This window comes from Streptomyces sp. NPDC088707 (genome assembly GCF_044752725.1).
Classification (GTDB): domain Bacteria; phylum Actinomycetota; class Actinomycetes; order Streptomycetales; family Streptomycetaceae; genus Streptomyces.
In genome coordinates this window covers 336,862-362,395 of sequence record NZ_JBIVLV010000010.1, presented here as the reverse complement: position 1 = coordinate 362,395, position 25,534 = coordinate 336,862, and the positions used below count along the sequence as shown (strand labels likewise).

Annotated in this window: 25 protein-coding genes; 9 read left to right on the top strand and 16 right to left on the bottom strand. The window is 73.3% G+C overall.

All coding sequences use genetic code 11. The features are described 5' to 3' along the window. Positions 1–44: 44 nt before the first annotated feature. Positions 45–563, top strand: coding sequence for a GtrA family protein (locus ACIP84_RS29070; RefSeq protein ID WP_355965779.1), 519 nt, complete (start codon positions 45–47; stop codon positions 561–563). An 89-nt stretch (positions 564–652) separates the two neighbouring features. Here the strand turns inward: ACIP84_RS29070 and ACIP84_RS29065 are convergent, their stop codons facing one another. Together ACIP84_RS29065 and ACIP84_RS29060 are read right to left on the bottom strand one after the other, a co-directional pair. Further along, complete coding sequence (locus ACIP84_RS29065) at positions 653–1,924, bottom strand: ATP-binding protein (protein ID WP_355965778.1); 1,272 nt, start codon at positions 1,922–1,924, stop codon at positions 653–655. Positions 1,925–1,975: 51 nt separating this feature from the next. Next, positions 1,976–2,653 (bottom strand): response regulator transcription factor, encoded by a 678-nt coding sequence (locus ACIP84_RS29060; protein WP_329279450.1) that lies wholly within the window; start codon positions 2,651–2,653, stop codon positions 1,976–1,978. 429 nt (positions 2,654–3,082) lie between these two features. Between ACIP84_RS29060 and ACIP84_RS29055 the strand changes: the two genes are divergently transcribed. Beyond that, complete coding sequence (locus tag ACIP84_RS29055) at positions 3,083–4,603, top strand: oligopeptide:H+ symporter (RefSeq protein ID WP_355965777.1); 1,521 nt, start codon at positions 3,083–3,085, stop codon at positions 4,601–4,603. A gap of 73 nt (positions 4,604–4,676) precedes the next feature. On the opposite strand, the gene ACIP84_RS29050 is transcribed toward ACIP84_RS29055, so the two are convergent. The 6 genes from ACIP84_RS29050 to ACIP84_RS29025 all read right to left on the bottom strand — a co-directional run bounded on the left by ACIP84_RS29050 (position 4,677) and on the right by ACIP84_RS29025 (position 9,826). After that, entirely contained in the window at positions 4,677–6,143 is a 1,467-nt protein-coding gene (locus ACIP84_RS29050; RefSeq protein WP_401801671.1) for a hypothetical protein, read from the bottom strand. 14 nt (positions 6,144–6,157) lie between these two features. Beyond that, positions 6,158–7,222, bottom strand: coding sequence for a hypothetical protein (locus ACIP84_RS29045; protein ID WP_401801668.1), 1,065 nt, complete (start codon positions 7,220–7,222; stop codon positions 6,158–6,160). Continuing rightward, complete coding sequence (locus ACIP84_RS29040) at positions 7,219–8,145, bottom strand: hypothetical protein (RefSeq protein ID WP_401801666.1); 927 nt, start codon at positions 8,143–8,145, stop codon at positions 7,219–7,221. The genes ACIP84_RS29045 and ACIP84_RS29040 overlap by 4 nt, the downstream gene beginning before the upstream one ends. Further along, positions 8,145–8,849 (bottom strand): peptidase, encoded by a 705-nt coding sequence (locus ACIP84_RS29035; RefSeq protein WP_355965772.1) that lies wholly within the window; start codon positions 8,847–8,849, stop codon positions 8,145–8,147. The genes ACIP84_RS29040 and ACIP84_RS29035 overlap by 1 nt, the downstream gene beginning before the upstream one ends. Before the next feature lie 100 nt (positions 8,850–8,949). Continuing rightward, positions 8,950–9,369, bottom strand: a complete 420-nt coding sequence (locus tag ACIP84_RS29030; protein WP_355965771.1) for an ATP-binding protein — start codon at positions 9,367–9,369, stop codon at positions 8,950–8,952. An 88-nt stretch (positions 9,370–9,457) separates the two neighbouring features. Continuing rightward, complete coding sequence (locus ACIP84_RS29025; protein ID WP_355965769.1) at positions 9,458–9,826, bottom strand: STAS domain-containing protein; 369 nt, start codon at positions 9,824–9,826, stop codon at positions 9,458–9,460. A 220-nt stretch (positions 9,827–10,046) separates the two neighbouring features. On the opposite strand from ACIP84_RS29025, the gene ACIP84_RS29020 reads away from it, so the two are divergent. The 3 genes from ACIP84_RS29020 to ACIP84_RS29010 all read left to right on the top strand — a co-directional run bounded on the left by ACIP84_RS29020 (position 10,047) and on the right by ACIP84_RS29010 (position 14,562). Further along, the gene (locus ACIP84_RS29020) at positions 10,047–10,997 is read left to right on the top strand and encodes an RNA polymerase sigma factor SigF (RefSeq protein ID WP_401801662.1); all 951 of its coding nucleotides are present in this window, start codon (positions 10,047–10,049) and stop codon (positions 10,995–10,997) included. A 203-nt stretch (positions 10,998–11,200) separates the two neighbouring features. After that, the gene (locus tag ACIP84_RS29015) at positions 11,201–12,427 is read left to right on the top strand and encodes a DegT/DnrJ/EryC1/StrS family aminotransferase (RefSeq protein WP_401801659.1); all 1,227 of its coding nucleotides are present in this window, start codon (positions 11,201–11,203) and stop codon (positions 12,425–12,427) included. Continuing rightward, positions 12,424–14,562 carry a lipopolysaccharide biosynthesis protein gene (locus tag ACIP84_RS29010; protein WP_401801656.1) on the top strand — a complete coding sequence of 713 codons (2,139 nt, stop codon included), beginning with the start codon at positions 12,424–12,426 and terminating at the stop codon, positions 14,560–14,562. The genes ACIP84_RS29015 and ACIP84_RS29010 overlap by 4 nt, the downstream gene beginning before the upstream one ends. A gap of 6 nt (positions 14,563–14,568) precedes the next feature. Here ACIP84_RS29010 and ACIP84_RS29005 read toward each other — a convergent pair whose 3' ends face one another. From ACIP84_RS29005 to ACIP84_RS28980, 6 genes are all read right to left on the bottom strand, one after another. Continuing rightward, positions 14,569–15,630, bottom strand: a complete 1,062-nt coding sequence (locus ACIP84_RS29005; protein ID WP_401801654.1) for a glycosyl hydrolase — start codon at positions 15,628–15,630, stop codon at positions 14,569–14,571. Further along, positions 15,627–16,091 carry a hypothetical protein gene (locus ACIP84_RS29000; RefSeq protein WP_401801651.1) on the bottom strand — a complete coding sequence of 155 codons (465 nt, stop codon included), beginning with the start codon at positions 16,089–16,091 and terminating at the stop codon, positions 15,627–15,629. The genes ACIP84_RS29005 and ACIP84_RS29000 overlap by 4 nt, the downstream gene beginning before the upstream one ends. A gap of 78 nt (positions 16,092–16,169) precedes the next feature. Then, a complete protein-coding gene (locus ACIP84_RS28995) occupies positions 16,170–18,125 on the bottom strand; it encodes a hypothetical protein (protein ID WP_401801649.1) in 1,956 nt (651 codons plus the stop codon). Between the two features lie 119 nt (positions 18,126–18,244). Continuing rightward, on the bottom strand, positions 18,245–19,054 hold the full coding sequence (locus ACIP84_RS28990) for a polysaccharide deacetylase family protein (RefSeq protein ID WP_401801647.1): 810 nt from the start codon (positions 19,052–19,054) through the stop codon (positions 18,245–18,247). Then, the gene (locus ACIP84_RS28985) at positions 19,051–20,346 is read right to left on the bottom strand and encodes a glycosyltransferase (RefSeq protein WP_401801644.1); all 1,296 of its coding nucleotides are present in this window, start codon (positions 20,344–20,346) and stop codon (positions 19,051–19,053) included. The genes ACIP84_RS28990 and ACIP84_RS28985 overlap by 4 nt, the downstream gene beginning before the upstream one ends. A 216-nt stretch (positions 20,347–20,562) precedes the next feature. Continuing rightward, on the bottom strand, positions 20,563–21,645 hold the full coding sequence (locus ACIP84_RS28980) for a GNAT family N-acetyltransferase (protein ID WP_355965754.1): 1,083 nt from the start codon (positions 21,643–21,645) through the stop codon (positions 20,563–20,565). A 124-nt stretch (positions 21,646–21,769) separates the two neighbouring features. Between ACIP84_RS28980 and ACIP84_RS28975 the strand changes: the two genes are divergently transcribed. From ACIP84_RS28975 to ACIP84_RS28960, 4 genes are all read left to right on the top strand, one after another. Continuing rightward, the gene (locus ACIP84_RS28975) at positions 21,770–22,465 is read left to right on the top strand and encodes a phosphotransferase (RefSeq protein ID WP_401801641.1); all 696 of its coding nucleotides are present in this window, start codon (positions 21,770–21,772) and stop codon (positions 22,463–22,465) included. Between the two features lie 150 nt (positions 22,466–22,615). After that, positions 22,616–22,972 (top strand): hypothetical protein, encoded by a 357-nt coding sequence (locus tag ACIP84_RS28970; RefSeq protein WP_355965750.1) that lies wholly within the window; start codon positions 22,616–22,618, stop codon positions 22,970–22,972. A gap of 23 nt (positions 22,973–22,995) precedes the next feature. Then, on the top strand, positions 22,996–23,121 hold the full coding sequence (locus ACIP84_RS28965) for a hypothetical protein (RefSeq protein WP_401801638.1): 126 nt from the start codon (positions 22,996–22,998) through the stop codon (positions 23,119–23,121). Next, positions 23,118–23,468 carry a VOC family protein gene (locus ACIP84_RS28960; RefSeq protein ID WP_355965748.1) on the top strand — a complete coding sequence of 117 codons (351 nt, stop codon included), beginning with the start codon at positions 23,118–23,120 and terminating at the stop codon, positions 23,466–23,468. The genes ACIP84_RS28965 and ACIP84_RS28960 overlap by 4 nt, the downstream gene beginning before the upstream one ends. A gap of 39 nt (positions 23,469–23,507) precedes the next feature. On the opposite strand, the gene ACIP84_RS28955 is transcribed toward ACIP84_RS28960, so the two are convergent. Both ACIP84_RS28955 and hutI read right to left on the bottom strand, forming a co-directional pair. Continuing rightward, positions 23,508–24,209 (bottom strand): hypothetical protein, encoded by a 702-nt coding sequence (locus ACIP84_RS28955; RefSeq protein ID WP_401801635.1) that lies wholly within the window; start codon positions 24,207–24,209, stop codon positions 23,508–23,510. A 68-nt stretch (positions 24,210–24,277) separates the two neighbouring features. Then, the gene (hutI, locus tag ACIP84_RS28950) at positions 24,278–25,492 is read right to left on the bottom strand and encodes an imidazolonepropionase (protein ID WP_401801711.1); all 1,215 of its coding nucleotides are present in this window, start codon (positions 25,490–25,492) and stop codon (positions 24,278–24,280) included. Positions 25,493–25,534: the final 42 nt, after the last annotated feature.

Here is a 25,534-nt window from a genome sequence, read left to right as displayed (position 1 = left end):
CGTCACCCGGACGTCATCCGGACGGACGGGACAGAGCCATCACCATGAGTGAACCCGGCGCGCTGCGCACGCGACTCGACCGGCTCGCCCGGGAGGTCGCCAAATTCGGGGTGGTGGGCGGTCTCGGCGTCCTGGTGAACCTCGGCGTCTTCAACATCGTCCGGGGTGCGACGGACATCCCGATGGTCCGGGCCAGCCTGATCGCCACCGTGGTCGCGATCGTCTTCAACTACGTGGGGTTCCGCTACTTCACGTACCGTGACCGCGACAAGTCCGGGCGCACCAAGGAGATGTCGCTGTTCCTGCTGTTCAGCGTCATCGGCATGGTCATCGAGAACGGTGTGCTCTACGCGGCGACGTACGGCTTCGGCTGGGACGGCCCGCTCGCGAGCAACTTCTTCAAGTTCTTCGGCATCGGGATCGGGACGCTGTTCCGCTTCTGGTCGTACCGCACCTGGGTGTTCCGCGCGCTGCCGGCGAAGGAGGCGGTGCAGACCGCCGAATCGTTCCTGGAGCAGGCGCCGCGGCAGGCGGCCGCCGCCCGGCAGCCCGACCGCGTCTGAGCCCTGGCTCCTCGAAACCCCCGAAACCCCTGGCCGGCATCGCTGACCAGGGGTTTCGTCCGTTCGACGGCGGGTGGCGCGCGCACGCGTCAGCGGACGGGGCGCTCCTGCTGGCTGTCCGCGACGCTGCGGACCTCCCGGCTCAGGAACAGTGCGAAGACCGGCGGCTGCTGCTGGAGGAGCTCCAGGCGGCCGCCGTCCGCCTCCGCGAGGTCCCTGGCGACCGCCAGGCCGATGCCGGTGGAGCTGCGGCCGCTGACGGCCCGCTCGAAGATCCGCGCGCCGAGGTCCGCCGGGACGCCCGGGCCCTCGTCGGTGACCTCGATCACCGACTGGTTGCCGGTGACACGGGTCCGCAGGGCGACGGTGCCGCCGCCGTGCATGAGCGAGTTCTCGATCAGGGCCGCGAGGACCTGGGCGACCGCGCCCGGGGTGCCGACGGCCCGCATGCCCTGCTTGCCGGAGTGGACGATGGCCCGCCCCGCGCTGCGGTAGGCGGGCCGCCATTCCTCGATCTGCTGCTTGACGACCTCGTCGAGGTCGAAGGCGACGGCGGAGCCGGTGCGGGGGTCGCGGGAGTTCGTGAGCAGCCGCTCGACGACGTCGGTGAGGCGCTCGACCTGGGTGAGCGCGATCGTCGCCTCCTCCTTGACCGTGTCCAGGTCGTCGGCGAGCGCGACCTCCTCCAGGCGCATGGAGAGGGCGGTGAGGGGCGTACGGAGCTGGTGCGAGGCGTCCGCGGCCAGCCGGCGCTCGGCGGTGAGCATCCGGGCGATGCGCTCGGCGGAGGCGTCCAGGACGTCCGCGACGCGGTCCAGCTCGGGCACCGCGTACCGCTTGTGCCGGGGGCGCGGGTCGCCCGAGCCGAGGCGCTCGGCGGTCTCCGCGAGGTCGGTGAGCGGGGACGTGAGCTTGTTGGCCTGCCGTACGGCGAGGAGGACGGCGGCGATCACGGCGAGCAGCGCGACCGCGCCGATGATCATGAGGGTGCGGCCGACCTCGGCGGTGACCGCCGAGCGGGACTCCTCGACGACCACGGTCTCGCCGCGCTCGCCCTCGGCGAGACCGCGGGTGACGTCACCCTGCGGGCGGGTGCCGATCTCGATCGTGTCGCGGCCGGGGATGTGGATCTGGGCGTACCGCTTGGCGCCGCTCTGCTCGGCCAGGATGTCCGGGTTCACGGGCTCGCCGCCGATGAGCCGGCTGTCGACGATGGAGACGATGCGGAGCGCCTCCAGGTCCACGCTCTCCTGGGCGCTGCTGGAGATGGTGCGCGTCTCCACGATGACCAGGGAGACGCCGAAGACGGCGATGACGACGAGGACGACGGCGAGGGTGGAGTTGATGAGACGGCGACGCACGGTTGCCCTCCGGGCGGGAACGGGAGACGCTCCCGACCTTACGGGCCCCGGCTAGCTCTTCTCGAAACGGAAGCCGACGCCTCGGACCGTGGCGATGTAGCGGGGGTTCGCCGCGTCGTCGCCCAGCTTCTTGCGGAGCCAGGAGATGTGCATGTCCAGGGTCTTCGTGGAGGACCACCACGTGGTGTCCCAGACCTCGCGCATCAGCTGGTCGCGGGTGACGACCCGGCCCGCGTCGCGGACCAGGACCCGCAGCAGGTCGAACTCCTTGGCCGTGAGCTGGAGCTCCTCGTCGCCCATCCACGCCCGGTGCGACTCGACGTCGATCCGTACGCCGTGGGTCGAGGGGGCGACGACCGGCTCGGTGGAGCCGCGCCGGAGCAGCGCCCGGACGCGGGCGAGGAGCTCGGCGAGCCGGAACGGCTTGGTGACGTAGTCGTCGGCACCCGCGTCGAGCCCCACGACCGTGTCGACCTCGTCGGCGCGGGCGGTGAGCACCAGGATCGGGACCGCGTGGCCCTCGGCGCGCAGTCGCCTGGCGACCTCCAGGCCGTCCATGCCGGGCAGGCCCAGGTCGAGGACGACCAGGTCCACGCCGCCCTGGAGGCCGGCGTCGAGGGCGGTCGGGCCGTCCTCGCGGACCTCGACCTCGTACCCCTCTCTCCGCAGGGCGCGGGCCAGCGGCTCCGAGATGGATGCGTCGTCCTCGGCGAGCAGTACACGGGTCATGGGGTGATGGTAGTCCGCACGGGTGGGGGCCCGGGGCGTGATCCACGGGGAGGGAGGAGACCCTGGGGATCTTGTGGCCATCTTGCACATGACCTTCGAATGACCCTGCGCGGTTGCACCGTCACCTGTGATCCATCTCTCAAGTCCTTCCATATCCGGCACTGTCGTGTCGTATGGTGGCTCGACGTCTGTAGCGGTAATCGGGGACCTTTGGCCAGCTTCGCGCGCCAAGGTCCTCTTTCTGCGTGAGGTCGGCCCAGCCGAACCTCGAGGACGATGAATGACCTGTGGGCCGGGTCCCGGGACGCGAAGACGCATCTCCCGGGGCGTGGATCCCGGTGGAGTCCACTCCGATTCCGCCGGTGCCGGCCTCCCCCACCGGGCGCACCACGCTCACAAGGCGCGCGTCCCGACAGAGCAAGGATCGACATGGCGTCCAGCCTGACGAAGGACTCGGCCGAACCCCTCGGCTACGAGAAGACCTTCCTCGGCCACCCCCGTGGTCTGGCCACTCTCTTCATGACCGAGATGTGGGAGCGTTTCTCCTACTACGGCATGAGGGCCCTTCTCGTTCTGTACCTGGTCTCCGGCGGCGTGGACGCCGCGACGGGCAGCCAGGGTGGCGGCCTCGCGATGACCGCGGCGACGGCGACGGCGATCTACTCCGTCTACGTCTCGATGGTCTACCTGATGGCCATGCCCGGCGGCTGGTTCGGCGACCGCGTCTGGGGCGCCCGCAAGACCGTCGCGATCGCGGCCTCCGTGATCATGCTCGGCCATGTCTCGCTGGCCGTCCCCGGCCAGGCGATGTTCTTCGTCGGTCTCGCGCTCGTCGCGGTCGGCTCCGGCCTCCTCAAGGCCAACATCTCGACGATGGTCGGCCACCTCTACAAGGGCGCCGACGACCCGCGCCGTGACGGTGGCTTCACGCTCTTCTACGTCGGCATCAACCTCGGCGCGTTCTTCGCCCCGCTGGTCATCGGCACCGTCGGCGAGAAGGTCAACTGGCACCTCGGCTTCGCCCTCGCCGCCGTCGGCATGGGCCTCGGCCTCGCCGTCTTCCTGATCTTCGGCAAGACGCTGAACCCGAAGAGCAACGAGGTCCCGAACCCGCTGTCCGCCGCGGAGCGCAAGGCCGTCATCACCAAGGCCGCCGTCATCGCCCTCGTGGTCGCGGTGTTCTACGGCGCCGTCGTCGCCATGGGCATGTACACCCTGAACTGGGCGATGGTCCCGATCACCCTCGCCGGTCTGATCATCCCGGTCGCCGTCCTGGCCCGTATCAAGCGCGACAAGGACCTCGACTCGAGCGAGAAGTCGCGCGTGACCGGCTACATCTGGTTCTTCGTCGCCGCCGCCATCTTCTGGATGATCTACGACCAGGGCGGCTCGACGCTGTCGCTGTTCGCGGACGACAAGACCGCCGGCACGATCTTCGGCCTCGGTTTCCCCGCGACCTGGTACCAGTCGCTGAACCCGCTGTTCGTGATGGCGCTCGCCCCGGTCTTCGCCTGGCTGTGGCTGTGGCTGGCCCGGAAGAACCAGGAGCCGAACACCATCGTGAAGTTCGCGATGGGTCTGGTCCTCGTCGGCGCCTCGTTCTTCGTCTTCATCGTCCCGATGAACATGGCGGGCGACGGCACCAAGGTCTCCCCGATGTGGCTGGTCACGATCTACATGATCCAGACCATCGGCGAGCTGTGCCTCTCCCCCGTCGGCCTCTCCGTCACCACGAAGATGGCGCCGAAGAAGTACGCCTCCCAGATGATGGGTGTCTGGTTCCTCGCCGTCACCGCCGGTGACTGCACCACGGGTCTGCTCTCCATCGCGGGCGTGGACCTGAACGGGACAGGGATCATCGCGATGCAGGCGACGCTCGCCGTCGCGGCGGGCTTCGCGATCTACATGTACCGCAAGAAGGTCCAGGGGCTCATGGGCAGCGTCCACTGACCTCCCCCGTACGGCCGTGAGGGCCGCCGCACCGATCCGGTGCGGCGGCCTTCCGCCGTTTCTCGGGCCCGCGTCAGCGCCTGAGGCGCGCCCACGGGGTGAAGGTGAACACGGCGCCGCCGAGCAGGATCACCGTGCCGGCGACGAGGGCGAGGGCGCGCAGGGCGCCGTCGCTCTCGGCGCCGGTCTCGGCGAGGTTCCCGCCGTCGGAGCCGCCGGAACCGCTACCGCTGCCGGAACCCGATCCGCTGCCCGAGCCCGAGCCGTTGCCGTCGCCGCCCGACGCGCCACCCGCCTGCTTGCTCGTGTCCAGTTCGAGGGAGGCCTGGACAGCGCCCTTCACCTGGCACGGGATGTCCATCGTCGAGCTGCCGAGGGTGACCTTGATGGTCAGCGTGCCGGGGCTGAGCGTGGACGTGCCGGTCGCCCCGGGCTTGTACGTGCCCTTCATGTCCGGCAGGTTCACCGGGTCGCCCAGCTTCAGCGCGGTGGGGTTCGGGGGCCCGGAGACGTTCACCGTGCCGCTGTCGGCCCCGCCGATCCTGATCGCCATGGAACCCTTCAGGGCACCCGCGGGGAGGGCGGCGGGGCTGTTCATGACGCCCTTGGCCGTCCTGACCGTGAGGTCGTACACACCGCCGTTCTTCTTGGCGTCGATCGTCACCTTGCCGTTGATCGGGTCCGGGCCGGGTGCCGTGCAGCCGAACGTGACGGCGACCTCCTTGCCGGGGAAGGACGTCTCACCGCCGCCCCCGCCGCTCGCGCCGCCGCTGGAGGATCCGCCGGAGGCCGATCCGGAGCCGGAGCCGGAGGATCCGCCGGAGCCGCCGGAGGAGGAGGTCGAGGAGCCGCCTGAGGACGAGGTCGAGGAGCCGCCGGTGGTGTTCGAGCCGCCGCCGGTCGTGGTCGAGCCGCCCGTGGTGCTGCCGCTCGCGTTGCCGCCCGACGTCGTCGTACCACCGGTGGTCGTCGTGGACCCGCCGTTCGTGCCGCCCGTCGTCGTACCGCCGCCGCCGGCCGTGACCTTGATCTTGGCCGCGACCGGCACCGTCTCCTTCGGGGCGCACTTCGTGTCCGTCGACAGCGGCTTGGACACGTTGATCGTGTACTTCCCGGGCGTGAGGGTGATCTCGCCCGCCTTCGTGAGCTTCAGCTTCCCCTTCATCTCGGGCAGCACCATCGGGCTGTTCTTGGGGATCGGCGGATTCTGCCGGGGCCCCTCCATCGCGACGGTGCCGGTCCCCGCGCCGCCCACGGTGAGGACGCCGGTCGGCTTAACCGTGTCCGCGCCGAGGTCGAGCACGTCGGGGTTCTTCGACGCGGCCTGGACCGTCTTCCAGACGATCTCGACCTCGTCGCCGACCTTGGCCTCCGCCGGCGCCGTGATCAGCACCTTCGTCGTGCCCTGCACGGGCGGAAGCCCGGAGATGGACGGCGGGATGCACTCCGTCTTGTACGAGACCTCGGCGGCCTGGGCGGGGCCGGCGGAAATCATGATCCCCGCGCCGCCGAGCATCAGCGCGACTCCGGCCGCGCTCATCCTCCGTTGCGTACTCACGCATGTCCCTTCGTCGTCGGGCTGCTCTCTGGGGCTGACGGTGCGGAGTCAGGACTGAACCACGGCAGGACCGCGGTCGGTTCGTCGTCCCCCTGGCCCCGGCGCGCGGAGTCGCGCGCGGGGTCGGGGGCACGTGTACGGAGCCGGGCCAGGGGAGCGGTCCGGGGCCGGGCGCGGGGCCGGGGCCGGGCGGGGCCCGTCGCCGGGCGGACGCGGTCCACCACGGCCATCCCGATCCGGAACAGCGCCGCCGGGACGACCACGGCGAGCAGCAGCCAGAAGAGCGTCACGCCCCAGGGCCTGCCGACCCCCCACGGCTGCTCGACCAGGACCTTGCCCGCGTACCGCACGGAGACCTGGTAGTCGCCGTGCGCGCCCGCCGTGAGTTCGACGGGGAGCCGGACCAGGGCCTTCCTGCCGGGGGCGATCGTGCCGCGCCACTGCCGCTCCTCGTACTGCGGCGCGAACACGCCGTGGCTGGAGCCGACCTGGAAGACCGGGTCCTTCACGGGAGCGGAGCCGAGGTTGCCGACGGTGAAGACGATCTCGCGGCTCGGCGGCGCCCCGAACCAGGTGAGGAGGCCGCTGGAACCGTCGAGGCGTACGGCGGCGAGGACGGCGAGCCGTCCGTCGCCCGAGGCTTCGGGGAGCGGCGCGACGGGATGCCCGGCGACGGTGAACTCCCGGTCGACGGCGTCCTGCTGTCCGGTCACCCCGGCGACGTGCACCACGCAGGGGCAGGGCTTGGGCGGTTCGGCGACCGGCAGCTTCACGCTGAAGCCGCCGCGCGCGTCGACGGTGGCGGCCCGGCCCTCGGTGTTGGCGCAGGAGTTGGTGCCGCCGATGACGCCCTTGTCGGGCGCGGCCTGGCCGCAGATCAGCAGCATGAGGAGCGCGGCCGGTTTCCAGCCGCTGCCGCTGACGGTGACCTCGCCGCCCTTGCCGCCCTCCGCCCGGGAGAGCTCGACGGCGGGACCGGGGGCCGCGAGGGCGGGGGCGGCCGGGAGGAGGCCGAGGGCGAGCACGCTCACGAGCGCCGCCGCTGTACGTATCCACCTCATGTGTGCACTCCCGCCGGGGCTCGCTGGATACGGGACCTGCCGCGCCGCCGTACCGCGTAGCCGCCGGCGCCCGCCGCCGACAGCAGCAGTCCGGCCGCCCCGGCGAGCGCCGGGCCCGAGGCGAAGGAGGCCTCGGCGCGGGCGGTGGCCGGGGCCGCGCCCTCGGCGGTGGCGGTCAGCCGGACGGTGACGGAGTCGAGGGCCGGCGGGTCGGGCCAGGCTTCGGTACGGGTGGCCCGCTGGCCGGGCTTCAGGGTGAGCGGCAGGGGCCGGCCCGGCCGGTCGAGGACGGTGCCGAGGACCCCTTCGGCGCGCACCGCGAGGTGCGGGGCGAGGACGGTGGTGCCCCGGTTGACCAGGGTGTAGCGGAGGGCGCCGGTCGCGGTGTCGACGTGGACGTCCTCGACGGTGAGCGCGGCGAGCCGCGGTCCGCTGACCCGCAGCCGCAGGTCGACGCGTACCTGCCGGCCGGCCGCCGAGGCCCGTACCGTCCCCCGGTGTTCACCGGGCGGGGTGTCCGCGGTGACGGTCACGGCGAAGGGCACGTCCGCCCGGGTCCTGGCGGGCACGGTCACCGTCCGGGCGGCGAAGGACACCGGGGCGCCCTGCCCGCTGAGCCGGACCGTGAGCGGCCGGGCGCCCGGGTTGGTCAGCGACAGGGTGTCCTGGAGGACGCTGCCCGCGGGGCCCTCCAGATAGGCGTACGGCCGCCCGGCGGCGGGCGCCGCCGTCCAGGAGGCCGGGGGGGCGTCGGCGGGGGCCGCGGTCCGGGCGTGGGCTGGGGCCGCCGCCCCGGCGTCGGCGGACACCGCGGTCCGAGCGTCGGCGGGGGCCGCGGTCCGGGCGCCCGCGGGCGCCGCCGCGACCGCGCCGACGAGGGCGGTCGCGACGGCCACGAGTCCGGTGCGTGCCGCCGTCCGCATCAGCGAGCCGTGCGCCGCGTGAGCCAGAGGACTCCGGCCGCGCCGGTGAGGAGGACGGTGCCGCCGAGGGTGCCGAGGGCCACGGCGGAGTCGAGCGGGCCGGTCCTGGGCAGTTCGGCGCCCGTGTTCTCCTCGTCGTCGCCCCCGTCGGCGGGCGGCGGGGTGTCGGCGCCGCCGGACAGCCCCGTCACCTGCAGTTCCAGAGCGGGCTTCGGGTTGTTCCTGGGGGTGCAGACGGCCGCGTCCATGCCGAGCGCGTGCACGGTCAGGGTCCCGGCCGTGAAGGTGACCTTGCCGTTCTTCTTCGGGGTGTACGTGCCCGTGAGCGTGCCGATCCTGATCGGGGTGTCGGGCGGGATGGCGGCGGTGTTCGGCGTTCCCTTGACCTTGACGGTGCCGGAGTCCGCGCCGCCGAGGACGAGGTCGGCGCGCGGGGTCATGACGCCCTTGGGCAGCTCGACCGGGCTGTCGGAGACGCCCTTCTCGAACGACATCGTGATCGTGTACGCGCTGCCGCTCTTGACGGCCTTGATGTCGACGGGCGAGACGGCGCCCTTGGGCCCGATCTTCGTCTCACAGGCGTAGTCGACGTCGACGACGGCCGCCTGGGCGGTCGGCGCGCCGACGAGCACGGTCGCGCCCGCCACCGCGACCGCCGCCGCGAGCGCGGCGGTCGTTCTCCTCCGGTTCGGCTCCTTGGACACCCCGAGCACCCCTCACCGCAATGAAACTGACGGTCTTTCAGATTGGGCGTCAAGGTACGCCCGGGGCCTTGCGGAGGGAAGAAGAGAGACGGTGAAAGTCCTAGGCGGGTGCGGAGAGTTCGGCCCAGACCGTCTTTCCGGGGGCGCCGGGGGTGCGCTCGATGCCCCAGTCGAGGCAGAGCCGCTGCACGATGAACATGCCGTGGCCGCCCGGGCGGCCGGACCGGTGCGGGGTGCGGGGTGCGGGGGTTCCGGCTCCCCGGTCGGTGACTTCGAGGCGCAGGGCCTTGGGCAGCCGCAGGACACGGAGGCGCTCGGGACCCCCGGCGTGCAGGCAGGCGTTGGTGACGAGCTCGGAGACGACGAGCAGGACGTCCTCGGCGGCGGCCCTGCGGTCGGCGGTGGCGGCCGGCAGCCAGCCCCACTCCTGGAGCGCCGACCGCGTGAAGTCACGGGCGAGCGGCACAGTGCCACTGGTCTCGCCGAGGGCGAGCGTACGGACGTCGGAAGCTTGGTCCATCAGCGCTTCACCTCACCGATCGACGGGACAGAGGGCAGGACGTGCGGGCGGTGCGGAGCCGGGACGTGGGGGCGGGCCCGGCCGGGGGTCAGCCGGGCAGGGCTGTGGCGAGTGTCTCGTGCACGGTGAAGACGGCCTCCGCGCCCGTGATGTGGAACACCCGGGCCACCGCGGGCCGCATCCCCACGAGATGGACACCGCCACCGGCGGCGTCCGCCCTCAGCCGGGCGCCGAGGAGCACGTTGAGCCCGGTCGAGTCGCAGAACTCCAGGCCCGAGCAGTCGACGACGAGCCGCGTACGGCCCGCGTCCAGCGCCTGGTCCAGGGGGGAGCGCAGCAGTTCGGCGGTGTAGTGATCGAGCTCACCCACCGGGGCGAGGAGTTCGGTCCGGTCCATGGTCCGGACCTCGACCCGCAACCGCGCGGGCGGTGCGCTGCCGATGTTCTCGCGGTCCATGGCCGTGCCTCTTCTCGCTCTCGCGGATGCCGACTGACGTGACTCGAACCCTACAAGCGAGGCACCCTCCGATGCACACGAGGTCCACCACATAACGGGCAAAGCGGATTATCGATACTTGCGACCTTCCCCGTCGAGCAGGTAGGGCTAGTAGACAACACCCGACACGACCGGCCTCGGAGGCGCCGCAAACCGCAGCAAGAACCCACGAAGGAGACCCATGTCACCCCGGCTCGACGCCCCGCGTACCCCCGACGCGCCGTCGGCAGCAGTCCTCCCGGACCATCCGCTCGACCAGCTTGCCGAGCTCTCCCCCGAGCTCCCGCACGACCGGACGCACGCCCTCCCGCACGACCGGGCGCTCGCCCTCCCGATCGACCGGCCCCTCGACGGCATCGGACCGGTCGACGCGCGTGCCCTGTCGAAGCAGCTCTTCGCCCGGCTCGCCGAGCTCGAAGAGGGCACCCACGACCACGCGTACGTCCGCAACACCCTCGTCGAACTCAACCTGGCCCTGGTCAGGTTCGCCGCCGCGCGCTTCGGCACCCGCAGCGAGCCGATGGAGGACATCGTCCAGGTCGGCACCATCGGCCTCATCAAGGCGATCGACCGCTTCGAGCTCACCCGCGGCGTGGAGTTCCCCACCTTCGCGATGCCCACGATCATCGGCGAGATCAAGCGCTTCTTCCGCGACACCTCGTGGTCCGTGCACGTGCCGCGCAGGCTCCAGGAGCTGCGGCTCGACCTCGCCAAGGCGGGCGACGCCCTCTCCCAGCGCCTCGACCGCGCGCCGACCGTCGCCGAACTCGCCGAGGAGCTCGGCATCCGGCAGGAGGAGGTCGTCGAGGGCATGGCCGCGAGCAACGCGTACACCGCGACCTCGCTCGACGCGCAGCCCGACGAGGAGGAGGGCCCCGGCGGCGAGGCCACGCTCGCCGACCGGCTGGGCTACGAGGACCACGGCCTCACCGGGATCGAGTACATCGCCTCCCTGAAGCCGATGATCGCCTCACTGCCCGCCCGCGACCGGCACATCCTCTCGCTCCGCTTCGTCTCCGGCATGACCCAGTCGGAGATCGGCACGGAGCTCGGCATCTCCCAGATGCACGTGTCCCGGCTGCTCGCCCGCACCCTGGCCACCCTGCGTCGGGGGCTCACTCTGGAGGAATGACCTCCACCGGCTTCCCCGAGCCGCCAAAATGGCTGCGGAAAGGGCCCGTCCACGGTCTCTCGACCCGTGACGGGCCCTTCCGCATGCCGCGTCCCGAGCCACTCCCGCGGCAGCTCGCACGGCCAACCGCGCGACGGGGACGTCTTGTTGACGCGGCGTCCGGAATGGGCCACATTGAGCCCGGGGGTTCAGGGGGGATTCACATGCTTTCTGCGTACGCGGAACTGGAAGAACGCATGCGCGGCCGGCTCGGGGGCAGGGAGTGCCTCTACGTGCCGTCGTGCCGCTTCGGGCTCTACCTCGCTCTGCGGCACTGGTGCCGGCCCGGCGGCAGGGTGCTGATGTCGCCGGTCAACGACGACGTCATCTTCTTCGTCGTCCTGGCGGCAGGGCTCCGCCCCGTCCAGGCGCCGCTCGACCCCCGGGACGGCTCGATCGACACGGCCGCCGTGCCCGAGTCCGTCTGGCGGGGCCTCTCCGCCGTCCTCACCACCAATCTGTACGGGAACCCCGACCCGGCTCCCGAGCTGCGGGGCCACTGCGACCGGCTCGGCATCCCGCTGATCGAGGACGCGGCCCACGCGATCGGCTCCACCGTCGGCGGGCGCCCGGTCGGCACGTACGGCGAGGCGTCCGTCTTCAGCCTCTCGAAGCACACCGGCGCCAAGACCGGCGGCTTCCTGACGCTCGCCGACCCGGCACTGCGCGAGGAGCTCGCCGCCGCCCGCGACGCGCTGCTGCGCCCGACCCGCATCACCGCCGAACTCGCCCACCTCGTACGGCCGTACGCCGAGTCCACCCTGCGCGGACTGCGCCTGGTCGGGGCCGCGCGGGCGGCCGTCCGGCGGCTCGGCCTCGACGAACGGGAGGAGATCCGGATGCCGCTCCGCGCCGAGGAGCTGACCCGGGCCCTCACGGCGGCGCCCGCGCTCGAACCCTTCCACTCCTGGGTCCGGGTCGACATGCACGACTACCGGCTGCGGCCCGGAGCCGGCCGGCTCCGCCGCACCACCCGCAGGTTCGCCCGGCTCGACGACGTCCTCGACGCCCACCGGGCGGGCACCGCCCTGCTCCTGGCCGGCGAGTACGGCGCGGCGGAGGCGTTCCCGGGCGGCGCGGCCGAGGAGCCCCCGGCCGGCACGCCGCCGCAGCCGCTCTACCGGGTGCCGCTGCTCGTCGACGACCGCGACGCGGCCGTCGCCGCCCTCGCCCGGCGCCGCATCACCACCGGCTACCTCTACGACCCGCCGCTCGACAGCTACGCGGGAGAGGCCTTCACGGACCCCTCCCCCGCGCCGGAACCGGGTGCCTGGTTCGCCCGGCACGCCCTGCCGGTGGACCCGCGCCGCGCGGCCGAGGCACTCGCGGTACTGCGCGCGGCCGGGATCCGCCCGGCGCGCCCGTCGATGGTCCCCGGCGGGTCACGGTGACGGAGACGGTACGGCTGCGGGGGTCCGACCGGGACGACGCGGCCGACACGGCGAGCCGTGGACCCGCGCCGGCCGAGACGCCGGCGGAGCACAGCCAGAGCTCCGGATCCGCCGACAACTCCATGTTCCGCAACGCCTACGCCCTGATGCTCTCCACCGGCGTCTCGGCGGCCCTCGGGCTCGGCTTCTGGCTGATCGCCGCCCGCTACTACTCGGAGGAGGCCGTCGGCCAGGGCTCCGCCGCCATCGCCGCGCAGCGGATGCTCGCCTCGATCACGGCGACCACCCTGTCCGGCGCGGTCGTCCGGTACGTGCCACGGGCCGGCCGCGCCACCGGCCCGCTGGTCGTGCGCCTCTATCTGTTCAGCACGGTCGTCGTCACCGTGGCCTGCGGGATCTTCCTGCTCACCCTCGACCTGTGGGGGCCCTCGTACGCCCCGCTCGGCACCGTCTCCGCCGGGATCTTCTTCACCGCGTCGGCGGTCGGCTGGGCCCTGCTCACCCTCCAGGACGGGGTGCTCACCGGGCTGAGACGGGCGTTCTGGGTGCCCGTCGGCAACGCCGTCTTCTCGCTCGGCAAGCTCGTCCTGCTCGTGCTCCTCGCGACCGCCGTGCCGATCCTCGGCGTCTTCGTCTCCTGGGCGGCGGCGATCGTGCTCTCCGTCCTGCCGTTGGGCTGGCTGGTGTTCCGCCGGCTCATCCCCCAGCAGGCCCGCGCCGACCGGGACCGCGAGCCGCCGGGCATGCGGGAGATCGGCCGGTTCGTCGCCGGGGACTCCGTCGGCGCGTTCTTCAGCCTCATCATGATCAGCCTGCTGCCGGTGATGGTCGCCGTCCGCTTCGACGCCGCCCACAACGCCTTCTTCTACACGGCGTACACCGTCGGCGGCACCATGGAGTTCATGGCCATCAACATGGCCTCCTCGCTCACCGCGCACGCCTCGCACAGCCCCGAGTCCCTCGCCGAGGGAGTGCGGGGCGCGCTGCGCCGCATGGTGCTGCTGCTCGTCCCCGTCGTCCTCGTTCTCGTCGTCTTCGCGCCGCTGATCCTGGCCCCCTTCGGCCAGGGCTACCAGGACAACGGCTCCACCGTGCTGCGGCTCCTCGCCGCCGCCGCGCTGCCCCGGGTCGCCGTGGAGCTCTACATCGGCGTGCTGCGGGTCCAGGGCCGTACGGGCATGCTCGCCGTCCTCCAGGGCGCCATGTGCGTCCTCGTGCTCGGCAGCGCGTCCGTGCTGCTCGGCCCGTACGGCATCAGCGGGGCCGGGATCGCCGTCCTCGGCGCGATGACCGTGATGGCTGTGGCCTGCGTGCCGGGCCTGCGGGCCACCTTGAAGGGCCGGACACCCGCCGAGCGCCCCCGGGCGGCGGCCCGGGTGAAGGAGCGCGAGGAGGACGGGTACGGCACCAACTGGGCGCGGGAGAGCGCCTATCTGCGCGGCGCGCACGAGTCGGTGACGCCGGCCTTCGGCATCCCCGTGTACGTGCCCCGGCAGCGTGACGACGCGCCCGCGGGCCCGCTCGCCCGGCCCCTGCCGCCCCCGGCGTCCCGGCCGGAGACACCGGACACGCCCGACCGGTGGGGGACCTGGCTGTGGCCGGCCCTCGGCCTGGCCGCCGGTCTCTTCTGGTTCCCGCTCGCCCGGTCAGGCGAGCTGGACGTGTCGACGCTGTCCGGCACCGGACTGCTCACCGCGCTGCCCCCGGTCACCCTCCTCGCCGGGCTGCTCCTGGTCGCCCTCCAGGGCGCCGCCGTCGGACTCCGCTTCTTCCGCCCCGCGTTCGCCGCGGCGGTGCTGCTCGCCACGTTCCTGGCCCTGCACACCGCCCCGCCGCTGCTCGGCCTGCGGCCGGCCGACGCGGCGGGTCCCGGGGCGACGCTCCTGGGCGAGGGCGTCGAGCGGGCGGTCGTCCCGATCGCGCTGCAGGCCCTGAGCCTGCTCCTGGCGGCCGTGCTGCTGCGGGTGGTCGGAGTGGGCGCGCGGGTCACGACCGGCGCGGTGTGGGTCCTGGTGTGGGCGGGCTGGGCGGGCCAGCAGGCCTTCGCCACCGCTCCGCTCCCGCTCTTCCTGGGCCTGGCCGGCGGCACGATGGCGGTGTGCGCCTTCCGGGGCCTGACGTCGGGGGGCCGTTGAGAGTCGTCAGCGGCGCGGTGGGAGCTGCTTGAAGTACGGGTCCCGCCCGGCGATCCGGTAACCCTCCAGGCCGGGACCGGAGTCGACGGTCAGATCGCAGCCGGGCCCGGGAACGGCCCGGTTCCAGTGCACGTACGCCTTCGCCTCCGGCAGGGTCGGCGCCACCTTCGGGATCGCCGTGTACCAGTCGCGCTGCCGCTCGGGCCTCTCCGGGTCGGGGGCGGTGGAGAACTCGGCGAGCATGATCGGCTTGTCGTCGGAGATGTTCTTCCGGAGCCAGTCGTAGCCAGGGCGCTGGCTGCTGTCGAAGTCGAGCCAGTCGGGCGACTTGTGGCAGAGGTAGTAGTTGTACTGGTCCATGCCGATCCAGTCGACGTAGTCGTCGCCCGGGTAGAGCGCCTTCATCTGCGCGGCGTTGCCGAGCCAGCCGGAGACGGTCCACACCCACACCACGTTGGTGACGCCCAGCTTCCGGAAGCGGTCGTGGAGGTGGCGGTAGGCGGCGACGTACTCCTCGGGTGTCCCGGCGCCCTCGGGGATGCGGAAGTCCGCCTCCTGGTCGAAGGAGAAGAAGACCCGCTTGCCGTACTCCTTGATCCGCCGGGCCTGCGGGTCGATGACGGAGGTGTCGTACCGCCCCGAGGCGATGTTCTTCCAGCCGAGCTGCCGCTCGGTCCAGCCGGCGTGGTGCTTCTCGGTCCACACGGTGGACTCCCAGGCCAGCATGAGGAGTCGCTCGCGGCCGAGTTCGCGCTCGTCGGCGGTGAGCAGCTGGCCGTCCGCCTCGCTCCCCGACATGTCGTGGTAGGTGTACACGAGGTCGAGCTTGCGGCCGATCTTCTTCTCGAAGGCGTACACGGGCCGGGTGAGCGAGCTGTCCTCGTCGTACGGGATGTACGCGCCCCACCAGGCCCCGCACGGGGCGACGAGAGCGGCGTCGGGGGCGCAGCGGTCGTCGCCCTCGTCGAGGGCCGACCAGACTCCTATGCCGGCGGTCAGCGCGCCGACGGCGGCCAGCGCGACCGCGAGCCTGGTCCAGGGGCCGCCCCGGCCGCGCCGACCGGTCATCCGCCCCCACCGGCCCCTCGGGTGCGCGACCGCGGCACACGGAACGGGAGCCCGCGGGTCCCGGCGGGCCGGGCGCCGTCGCGCTCGACGGCCCCGCGCGTGGCGGCGGGCAGCGGGACTCCGGGGAGGATCGCGACGACGCTGACGAAGAGGGCGAGGACGACGAGGAAGAGGGTCAGCGAGAACGCCTTCGCCAGGAACAGGGTCGTCGCGACGAGGGTGGCCACCGAGAGGCTGACCGGCGCGGCCAGCGCCAGTGCCTCCAGGCGGGCGCCGGGGCGCAGTCCGAGCGGCTGCGGGAGCAGCAGGGCCAGGCCGGGTGCGAGGACGACGAAGGCGAGGACGGGGATCCAGCGCGCCGGGGAGCCGCCGGGGAGCGCGGTCGCCGCGAGGGCGACCCATCCGGAGGCCGCGAGCGCGGCTCTGCGCTGGACGCGCGGGGTCAGGCGGGGGTGGGCCATGGCGTACCTGCTCCTCGTACGGACGGGCCGACGGCCGGGTCGTCGGCGGGGTGTGCGGCCGGTGGCGGGCGGTCGTGCTCAGCCGGTGGTGGTGGGCCGGTAGCGCAGGACGAGCCCGTACCGGCTCTCCTCCACGACCGCGAACAGCGGCGATGCCTTGAGCGCCGTGCCGAGGCGTGCGAAGCCGCCCTCCGGGAGGTAGCCCTCGCCGATGACGGCCTCGCCCTGGGTGGGGGTGAGGATCACATAGGCCGGGCGGCCCGCGGGGATGCCGCCGGCGAGGTAGCCGGCCGGGTCCTTCAGCATGCGGAGGTTCTCGTCGACCTCCTGCTCGGTGAAGAACCAGCGCTCGTACTGGTCGTAGCGGTAGTACGAGTCGGCGAACGCGCCGGTCGCGGCGAGGATCAGCGCCCCCTCGGGCGCCCGGTCGAAGGCGCGGCGGGTGAGCGCGGTCTCGCCGGGCGGCGCGTAGTGCATGCCCTCCTTGCCGTAGTACGAGGGCAGGAAGCCGGCGAGCATGGCGACGAGGGTGAGGGGCAGCGCGACGGTGGCCGTGCGGCGGGCGATCGTGGCGGCGCGGCTCGCGGCCCCGGCCGCGGGGACGAGCGCGGCGGCCGCGAAGAAGGCGGCGCCGGGAAGACCGAAGAGATAGACCCGGAAGATCATCTCGCCGCCGTAGTCGTTCACGGCGAACATCGGCAGCGGCGCGGCGGCGGTGAGCAGCAGCGGCAGCGCGCTGCGGACCAGCCTGCGGCGCAGGAGCACGGCGGCGGCGGCGAGACCGCCGAGCGCGAGCACCATCAGGATGTTGGCGCTGCCGACGAGTTCCGGGCCCGGCCCGGTGGGGTCGCCCGCGAAGCCGGGGCGCGAGTTGCCGAGCAGGTCGCCGGCCTTCTCGCGCAGGGTGCCGAGCGTGTCGAGGAACAGCTCCCGGCCCATGGTCAGGTTCCAGACCAGCATGATCAGGCCGGTGACGGCGAGGAGCCCGAGGTTGCGGTAGCGCCGGGTGAGGCAGAGGGCGAAGAGGCTCGCGCACAGCATCACCGGGGTGAGCTGGTGCGAGGCGTTGATGGTGGCGATGACCGGGACGAGGAAGAGGACCGCGACGGCCCGCTGACGGGTGGTCGTGGGCGGCGGCACGGCCGCGGCGGCCGGGTCGAGCACGGCGCGGTCGCGGAGTGTTCCCGCCGAGCCGGGCAGGACGAAGTGCCGGACGACGACGGCGAAGACGGTGAGGTAGAGCAGGTACGAGAAGCCCTGCGGGGAGAGGTAGTCCTGGCCCACCCAGTTCGCGAGCTGGAAGACCCACACCCCGGTCCACACGAGGCGCCAGTCGTCGCTGAACGTGCGGTAGACGAGTATCAGGACGGGAACGGTCAGCAGACCGAGCGCGACGGGCGCCCAGTTGATGAACGACGCGGCGGCGTCCACCCCGAAGGCGCGGACGAGGGCGGCGTCCAGCGAGAAGAAGCCGGGCCACTGGTCGTAGGCGGACATGCCGCCGGAGAGCTCGGTCCCGGGGTGGACGGTGCCCTGGGCGAGCAGCCTGCTGATGATCGCGTCGTGCTTGGACGCCCAGGCGTAGCGGACGGTGTCGTAGAGGATCGCGGGAGGCGCCTTGAGGGCGACGAGCATCGCCGCGCAGTAGGTGGCCGGCCAGAGGGGCGCGGTGCCGGCGCGACGCAGGGTGATGACGAAACCGCAGGTGAGGACCACGAGGGCGGCGTAGAAGGTGAGCGGGAAGCGGTCGAGGAGACCGAACTCGTCCATGCTCCGGAAGTCGATGCCGGGCAGTGCCCAGAGCCAGAGGGCGCCGGCGACGAGGAGGGGGACCAGGTTGAGGGCGTCGGGGGAACGGAGGGCGGTGGCGAACCCGGCCCGTGGGGCGGCCCGCTCCGTCGACTCCCGCGCCCCTGCCGCCGGGTCCCCGGCCGTCCGTTCCCCCGCCTCGTGGTCCTCCGCCTTCCGGTCCGTGGCGGAGGGCCGCGGTGGCACACCGCTCCCGGTCACCGGTGCGGGCCCCTGACGCTGCACGGCCTCTCCCCCCACGAACTGTCCTTTTCGACGAAGTACAGGAAGGTACTTCGGTTTTGTTCGTGCTTTCAACTGCCGGTCGGATCGCCGGAGTTGTCGATCTCGGGACACACCGGCACTCAACCGGCGAACTCGGGCCCCTTCAGCAGGGCGCGGGCCCTGCGGTACATCCGCCAGCCGACCGTGGGCAGCGAGTCGGGGTACGGCGCGGCCTTCGCGCCGCGCCCCTCCATCCACTGCTCGATGTCGGCGACGGTGTGACCGCGGCGCAGGATCAGCCGGGCGATGCGGTAGATCTCGTCGGTCCCTGAGCTGAGCGCGTGCCGGACGGCGACGGCCGAGGTGTACCCGGCGGCCGCGGCGGCCCGCCGTACAGCCGGGCTGTTGTAGCCGTGCGGGTAGGCGAGATGACGGACCTCGTGCCCGAGTACGTCCTCCAGCACCGCTTTGGACTCCCGCAGTTCCCGCCGGAGCGCGGCCGGGGCGAGGGTGTCGAGCTGCGGATGGGTGGCGGTGTGCGCGCCGACCTCCATCCCGTACTGCTCCAGGAGCGGCGCCTGGGCGAGCGTCATCATCGGCGCGGGCGGCAGCAGACAGGGCCGGCCGCGGGTGATGGCCCCCGTGGTGAGGTACGCGGTGGACGGCAGGCCGCGGGTGGCGAGGGCCTCGGCGGTCGGTCCCACCAGATCGGCGAAGCCGTCGTCGAAGGTGAGGACGACGGGCCGGGGCGGCAGCGGGGCGCCGGTGGCGAAGTGCGCGGCGAGGGCGCCGACGGTGACGGCGGTACGGCCGCTGGCGACGACCGCGTCGAGCTGGGCGGCGAACTCCTTCGGTGTCACCGTGAATTCGGCGATCCAGTCCGGGGGATCGTCCATCACGGCGTGGTAGAGGAGCACGGGTATGCGTGCGGTGAGGGGGGCTCCGGTCATCGGGGGTTCCTCATCTGCCGTGTCGCGACACGGGCCTTGGCGTATCCGATCGGGCCGTAGAGCATGCCGCGCCGCTCCAGTCGGGAGAGGGAGGCGGGCCAGGGGTGGTGCTGGGTGCCGTGCTCGCCGGGAACGCCGCCCTCGGGGGTCTCCCCCCGCCGGGCGGTCATGGTCCGGGCGTACGCGAGGCCGCGCGGCAGCCGGGTGAGCAGGGCGGGCAGCAGGCGAGGGCTGCGGACGAGGGTCGCGGTGAGGTAGGCGGTGAGGCCGGCGCCGTAGCCGTACGCCTGGTTCCGCAGGTCCTGCCAGGTGTCACGGTGGTGGTGCCAGACGAGGGCCTCGGAGGTGTAGCGGAGGCGGAAGCCGGCGGCGAGGACGGCGACGAACGCGTACAGGTCGTCGCCGCCGCGAGCGGCGGTCCCGGTGCCGGTCGCCGGGTCGAAGCCTCCGGCCTGTCGGAGGGCCGCAGCCCGGAAGGCCATGTTGGCGCCGGAGCCGAAGCTGCCGGCGGTGAAGGGGAAGAGCGGCTCGTCGGCGGGCGGCTCTGCCGGGTCGTACAGGCGGGGCGCGAAGCCCTTCGCGAAGCCGCCGTGCGATTCGAGGAGGACCTGCGCGGGAGTGCCGAGCCGGGCGGGCAGGATCAGGCCGGTGACGCAGCCGAGACCGGGATCGGTGGCGAACGGCTCGGTGAGCGCGGTCAGCCAGTGCGGGTCGGCGATCACGTCGTCGTCGGTGAAGGCGACGACGGCGCCCTCGGCGGCGGCGAGGCCGGTGTTGTGCGCGGTGGCGAGCCCTGGTGTGTCCTCGCGGACGTACCGGACGCGGTCGGTGTGCCTCCGGGTGACCAGGTCACGGGTGTCCGTGGTGCGGGGCGCGTTGTCGACGACGACGATCTCGAAGTCGGGGTGGTCCTGGGCGAGCAGCGAGTCGAGGGCGCGGGCGAGGGACCCGGGGCGCTCGCGGGTGGCGACGACGACGGAGGTACGGGGCGGGGGCCCGGCAGGCACGGACCGCGACCGGGCGGCGAGCCGCTCGGCGTCGCCGCGGGGCCCGGCCTCCGCGAGTCGCTCGCGGGCGAGCGCGGCGAGCACCTCGGCGGGGTCCTCGCCCTCGGCGACGGTCCCGACGACGGTGGCGGCCGGCCGCCCCCGGAGCCGTACGAGCGCGTACACGTCACCGCCCGCGAGGGCAGGCCCGCCGGGCGCGGGCCGGAGCGCCAGGACCTTCCCGTCGGGTGCGTCGAGGTCGAGTTCGGCGACGGAGAGGGGCCGGAGGGCGGGGGTGCTGCTCATCGGGGGTCTCCCCAGAGACGTACGGAGGCGGGCGCGGGCGGGGCTGAGGGGGCAGACGGGGGTCGTGCGGCGTGCGGGGCGCGTACGGCGGGTGTCCGCCGGGCGCTCGGGGGCGCGACCGCGCACCCGGTCACGGACCGCGCCACCGACCCGGTCGCGGACCGCGCCAGCGACCCGGTCACGGTCAGAGACGCGGCCGACGGCGCGATGGTGGGGCTAACGATGGCCCCGCAGGCGGGCGAGACCGTTGAGAACGGCGCGCCCGCGGGCCGCGAGGGCGGGCCGGGTGCGGACGAAGCGGTGCACGCGCAGCGGGGGCTCCCGGCGCAGCCAGTGCACCGCGCCCCGCACACCCGGCCGGACGACGGCACCCTCGTACACCGTCAGCTCCCCCGTCTTCAGCGCGTCCTTGTACTCGGCGGCGCCACGGCCCAGGTCCAGCATCCCGATCCCGGCGGCGGCCGCGGCCTCGGCCATCCGCAGATGGAGGACGAGCCCCGGCGAGTACTTCGCGAACTCGGGGTCGTACGCCGGGAACCAGCAGGACAGCACGGTCCGGGACCGCAGCCCGAAATGCGCGGCGATCGGGCGCTCCCCCGCGTACAGCACGGACAGGACACCGGAGCAGCCGGGCGTACGGAGCGTGTGGAGGCGGCGGACGAGCTCGCTGATCCACTCCTGGGCGAAGCGGTCGCCGCGGCCTGTCCTGCGGTACTGCGCGGACTTCCACGCCATGAGGGTGCGCAGGGCCGCCGGATCGCGCTCGTCGAAGACGAAGCGCACCTCGCCGTCCGTCTGCCGGCCGAGCCTGCGCTCCTTGGCGAGCGTGGTCCTGAGGAACTTGGGCGACTGGACGCGGAGCAGGGCCTCGTAGGCCGCGTACCCCTCGCCGACGTCGATCACGGGCGAGGCGAAGGACTCGGTGGCGGCGCCCTCGAAGACCGGCTGCCCGTCCTCCAGGTTGTCGAACTGCCAGACGGCGAGACCACAGGCGCGCAGCAACGCCCTTGCCCCCGGCCGCAGTCCGGAGCGCAGGACGGCTCCCTGACTGTCGGAGACCCCGAAGCCGATGGCCCGGCCCCCGCCGAGCAGGCCCTTCTCGTACGGGAAGAAGCCGACCGGCTCGCCGTCCTCCCACCAGACGGCGACCCGCGAGCGCGGGCGGACCTCGGCGACCGCGCGGGTGAACTCCGGTTCCATGAAGGGATTCGCGGGCCCTCCGGCCTTGGCGCGGAGCTCCCGCCACGCCTCGGTCTCGCGCTCGCCCAGCTCCCCCGGCCGCACGACGCGCACGCTCACAGCACTCACCTGCCGACCCCCCGGTCTACCCCCTGAGCACTACCAGGACAGGACGGTACCGGTCCGCGGGCACCCGTGGCAGGGATACTGGGCCTTTCCGTGACCAACCCGTGAAGGAGGGGACATGACGGGGATCCTGGGTGGTCAAGGGGCCCGCGAGGTCGACGAGTTGGAGATCATCGGCTGGGGAAGGGCCGCGGACGTCTACGCGCTGCCGGGGGACGACGCCTGGGTGCTGCGACGCAACCGCGACGGCCGTGACACGGCCCGGGAGGCCGAGGTCATGACGCGACTGGCGCGCCAGGGCTACCCGGTGCCCGCGGTGCTGCGCGCGGAGGGGCCCGATCTGGTGATGGAGCGGCTCGCGGGGCCGTCGCTCCTGGACGCCCTGCTGGCCGGCACGTACGAACCGGAACCGGCGGGCGCGTTGATCGCGGAGCTCCTGGCGAGGCTGCACGCGCTGCCGGGGCCGCCGCCGGCGCATCTGGACCTGCACCCCGGCAACGTCCTCCTGACCACCGACCGGGGGCCCGTCGTCATCGACTGGGAGACGGCCGAGGAGGGGCACCCGCCGGGCCTCGACCACGCGATGTCGGCGCTGCTCCTCGCGGAGGTGGCGGTCTCACCGGCCCCCTACGCCCCGGGCGCCCGGGCGGGCCTGGCCGCGCTCCTCTCGGCCGCGGCGGTCCCGGTCCTGCCGCACGTCGGCACGGCGCGGGTGCGCCGCGCGGCGGACCCCTGCCTGACGGCGGGGGAGGTGGCGGCGCTGGGCGCGGCGGCGGACCTGGTGACGGAGCTGGCGGCGTCCCGGGAGGCGTGAGCGACGCGTTCACGCGGCCTGCCGGGCGGCGGTCCGCCGGCCCGTGCCCGCGCCGAAACCCGGTGGCCCACCGCCCGGCCCCGTCGGTAGCGTCGAGGTCCGGCAGACCGCCCCCGCGGCCGCCCGCCCGCCCGCCCGGAGAGTGAACCCATGACCGCCGCCCACCGCCCGACGACGACCCTGTGGCGCCCCACCGGCCCGACCGAGCTCGACCTCGTGCGCGAGCTGGAGTGGCGGGCCTGGCCACCGCGGCTGCCGGAGCAGCCGATCTTCTACCCCGTCCTCGACGAGGAGTACGCGGTGATGATCGCGCGCGACTGGAACGTCAAGCACGACGGCGCCGGCTTCGTCACGCGCTTCGAGGTCGACACGGACTTCCTGCGCAGGTACCCGGTCCGGCAGGCCGGCGGGCGGACGATCCTGGAGCTGTGGGTGCCGGCGGAGGAGCTCGACGCGTTCAACGCGCACATCGTGGGCGAGATCGAGCTGGTTCACGAGTTCCGCTGAGCCCGGCTGGCTAAGGTGCGGTCATGGGAGCACTGACGACCGCCGTCCGCGGGCACGGGGAAGCCACCCGGTTCCTCGCCCCGCCCGACGACTTCGAAGCCCGGAACGAGCCCTACGAGCCGCGCCTGCCCGTCGGAGGCCACCGATGACGATCCGCCGTGCGGTCCCCAACCTCCGGACCGCCTCCCCCGGGGAGAACCGCGACTTCTACGCGCTGCTCGGGTTCGAGGCGGTCATGGACCACGGCTGGATCACCACCCTCGCCTCCCCGTCGGCCCCCACGGCCCAGATCAGCCTCATGACGCACGACCTGACCGCCCCGGTCACCCCGGACCTGAGCGTGGAGGTCGACGACGTGGACGCGGCGTACGCGACGGTCCGGGCGTCCGGCGCCGAGATCGTCCACCCCCTGACCGACGAGCCCTGGGGTGTGCGCCGCTTCTTCACCCGCGACCCGGACGGCCGGGTGATCAACGTCCTGAGCCACCGGCCCTAGGCCGACAGGGCCTAAGGGCTGAGCCCGCCCCTGCCGGGCTCAGCCGCGGCGCTTCACGTCCGTGCAGTACACCGCCGGGTGGACGCCGTACGGGTCGAAGGTCGTGCGCGTTCCGTCGTAGGTGCCGTCGAGGCACAGCTCGCCACCGCGGAGGTCGAGGGTGAACTCGACCCTTCCCCCGGCTTCCTCGGGGCCGTGGAGACGGTAGGGGAGGTCGTAGCCGATCTCGGCGAGGGCCTTCTCGACGTGGGCCGCGGTCGGGTCGCCGGACCCGTCAAGGGCCTTCGCGATACGGCTGCCGTGACGAAGCGCCGCACACTTCTCGGTGTCGCCCAACTCGACCTCCTGACGCACGCGATCGAAGTCCCAGGAGGTATCGCCGAGCGGGGGGAGGTCCTCGACGGGAGCGGGGGTTACCGAGTCACCGGGGCGGGGCGGCGGTTGCATGCTCGGGGATTCGGCGGGAAGGCCCTTGGAGCTCCCCTCGCAGGGCGCGGCGACCTCGGTCACGAGTCTCATGAACGCGACCGCGGCCCTCTGCTCCTCGACGGTGAGGCCGGGGTCGTCCATGGGGTCGGGCCTCGCCTCGGTGGGCGTCGGCGAGGCGGTCGGCGTCGCGGCCGCCGCCTCGCTCCCCGCCCCCTCCGTGCCGCATGCCGTGAGCGCCAGGGCGCACAGCGCCGCCGCGAGCGCACCGCCGACTCGCTGGGTCTTCCCGATGGTTGAGCGCTCTGAAGTCATGCCCGAAGTCTGTCGCGGCGGTCGGGGCCGCACCTGAGTACGGCTACTCAACCGCCGCACCCGTGTGCTCAGACCACGCGTGCCCCGGCCCGCCAGACCTCCGTCACCAGCGGGACGCCCGGGCGGTAGGCGAGGTGCACGTGGGACGGGGCGTCGAGGAAGGTGAGGTCCGCGCGCGCGCCGGGCGTCAGCCGGCCGACGTCCGTGCGGCGCAGGGCCGCCGCGCCGCCCGCCGTGGCCGACCAGACCGCCTCGTCCGGGGTCATGCCCATGTCCCGTACCGCGAGCGCGATGCAGAAGGGCACCGAGGACGTGAAGGACGAGCCCGGGTTGCAGTCCGTGGACAGCGCGACCGTCACGCCCGCGTCCAGGAGGCGGCGCGCGTCCGGCCACTGCGCGCGGGTGGAGAACTCCGCGCCCGGCAGGAGGGTCGCGACCGTCGACCCGCTCGCCAGCGCGTCCACGTCGGCATCCCTCAGGTGGGTGCAGTGGTCCGCGCTCGCCGCGTCCAGCTCCACCGCGAGCTGGACGCCGGGGCCGTACGTGAGCTGGTTCGCGTGCACCCGGGGGTGCAGGCCCTTCGCCTTGCCGGCGGTCAGGATCGCCCGCGCCTGGTCGCCGTCGAAGGCGCCCTTCTCGCAGAAGACGTCCACCCAGCGGGCGTACGGGGCGCACGCGTCCAGCATCTCGCCCGTCACGAGGTCCACGTACGCGGCCGGGTCGTCGGCGTAGTCCGGGGAGACGATGTGCGCGCCGAGGTACGTGACCTCGTCGGTGTGCTCGGCCGCGATGCGGAGCGCGCGGGCCTCGTCCTCGACCGTGAGGCCGTAGCCCGACTTGGTCTCGAAGGTCGTCGTGCCCTGGCGGAGTGCCTCGCGGAGGTAGCGGGCGACGTTCGCCGAGAGCTCGGCGTCGGTGGCCGCGCGGGTCGCCGCGACCGTGGTGCGGATGCCGCCGGCCTCGTAGGGCCGGCCGGACATGCGGGCGTTGAACTCGGCGGTGCGGTCGCCCGCGAAGACCAGGTGCGAGTGGGAGTCCACGAAGCCGGGGACGACCGCTCGTCCACCGGCGTCGACCCGGTTGTCAGTGGCCGGTGCTTTGCTGGATTCACCGACCCAGACGACGCGGTCGCCGTCGATGACGACGGCCGCGTCCTGGATCAGGCCCAGGGCGCTGCCATCACCGAGGGAGGGATCGTTCGTGACGAGGCTGGCGATGTTGACGATGGCGGTGGCGGTCGGCGCCACGGCGCTGTTCGCGCTCGTGGGGGCGGAGCTCGCCATCGGGTTGTTCGTCGCCGCGGGGCCCGTGTTCATGGTGGGAGG

What these genes read in the sequence shown, in the direction of transcription:
- ACIP84_RS29070 (WP_355965779.1), top strand. Translation starts at nt 45, where the DNA reads ATGAGTGAACCCGGCGCGCTGCGCACGCGACTCGACCGGCTCGCCCGG.
- ACIP84_RS29060 (WP_329279450.1), bottom strand. Translation starts at nt 2,653, where the DNA reads ATGACCCGTGTACTGCTCGCCGAGGACGACGCATCCATCTCGGAGCCG.
- ACIP84_RS29055 (WP_355965777.1), top strand. Translation starts at nt 3,083, where the DNA reads ATGGCGTCCAGCCTGACGAAGGACTCGGCCGAACCCCTCGGCTACGAG.
- ACIP84_RS29050 (WP_401801671.1), bottom strand. Translation starts at nt 6,143, where the DNA reads ATGAGCGCGGCCGGAGTCGCGCTGATGCTCGGCGGCGCGGGGATCATG.
- ACIP84_RS29045 (WP_401801668.1), bottom strand. Translation starts at nt 7,222, where the DNA reads ATGAGGTGGATACGTACAGCGGCGGCGCTCGTGAGCGTGCTCGCCCTC.
- ACIP84_RS29040 (WP_401801666.1), bottom strand. Translation starts at nt 8,145, where the DNA reads ATGCGGACGGCGGCACGCACCGGACTCGTGGCCGTCGCGACCGCCCTC.
- ACIP84_RS29030 (WP_355965771.1), bottom strand. Translation starts at nt 9,369, where the DNA reads ATGGACCAAGCTTCCGACGTCCGTACGCTCGCCCTCGGCGAGACCAGT.
- ACIP84_RS29025 (WP_355965769.1), bottom strand. Translation starts at nt 9,826, where the DNA reads ATGGACCGCGAGAACATCGGCAGCGCACCGCCCGCGCGGTTGCGGGTC.
- ACIP84_RS29020 (WP_401801662.1), top strand. Translation starts at nt 10,047, where the DNA reads ATGTCACCCCGGCTCGACGCCCCGCGTACCCCCGACGCGCCGTCGGCA.
- ACIP84_RS29015 (WP_401801659.1), top strand. Translation starts at nt 11,201, where the DNA reads ATGCTTTCTGCGTACGCGGAACTGGAAGAACGCATGCGCGGCCGGCTC.
- ACIP84_RS29005 (WP_401801654.1), bottom strand. Translation starts at nt 15,630, where the DNA reads ATGACCGGTCGGCGCGGCCGGGGCGGCCCCTGGACCAGGCTCGCGGTC.
- ACIP84_RS29000 (WP_401801651.1), bottom strand. Translation starts at nt 16,091, where the DNA reads ATGGCCCACCCCCGCCTGACCCCGCGCGTCCAGCGCAGAGCCGCGCTC.
- ACIP84_RS28990 (WP_401801647.1), bottom strand. Translation starts at nt 19,054, where the DNA reads ATGACCGGAGCCCCCCTCACCGCACGCATACCCGTGCTCCTCTACCAC.
- ACIP84_RS28985 (WP_401801644.1), bottom strand. Translation starts at nt 20,346, where the DNA reads ATGAGCAGCACCCCCGCCCTCCGGCCCCTCTCCGTCGCCGAACTCGAC.
- ACIP84_RS28975 (WP_401801641.1), top strand. Translation starts at nt 21,770, where the DNA reads ATGACGGGGATCCTGGGTGGTCAAGGGGCCCGCGAGGTCGACGAGTTG.
- ACIP84_RS28970 (WP_355965750.1), top strand. Translation starts at nt 22,616, where the DNA reads ATGACCGCCGCCCACCGCCCGACGACGACCCTGTGGCGCCCCACCGGC.
- ACIP84_RS28965 (WP_401801638.1), top strand. Translation starts at nt 22,996, where the DNA reads ATGGGAGCACTGACGACCGCCGTCCGCGGGCACGGGGAAGCCACCCGG.
- ACIP84_RS28960 (WP_355965748.1), top strand. Translation starts at nt 23,118, where the DNA reads ATGACGATCCGCCGTGCGGTCCCCAACCTCCGGACCGCCTCCCCCGGG.
- ACIP84_RS28955 (WP_401801635.1), bottom strand. Translation starts at nt 24,209, where the DNA reads ATGACTTCAGAGCGCTCAACCATCGGGAAGACCCAGCGAGTCGGCGGT.
- hutI (WP_401801711.1), bottom strand. Translation starts at nt 25,492, where the DNA reads ATGGCGAGCTCCGCCCCCACGAGCGCGAACAGCGCCGTGGCGCCGACC.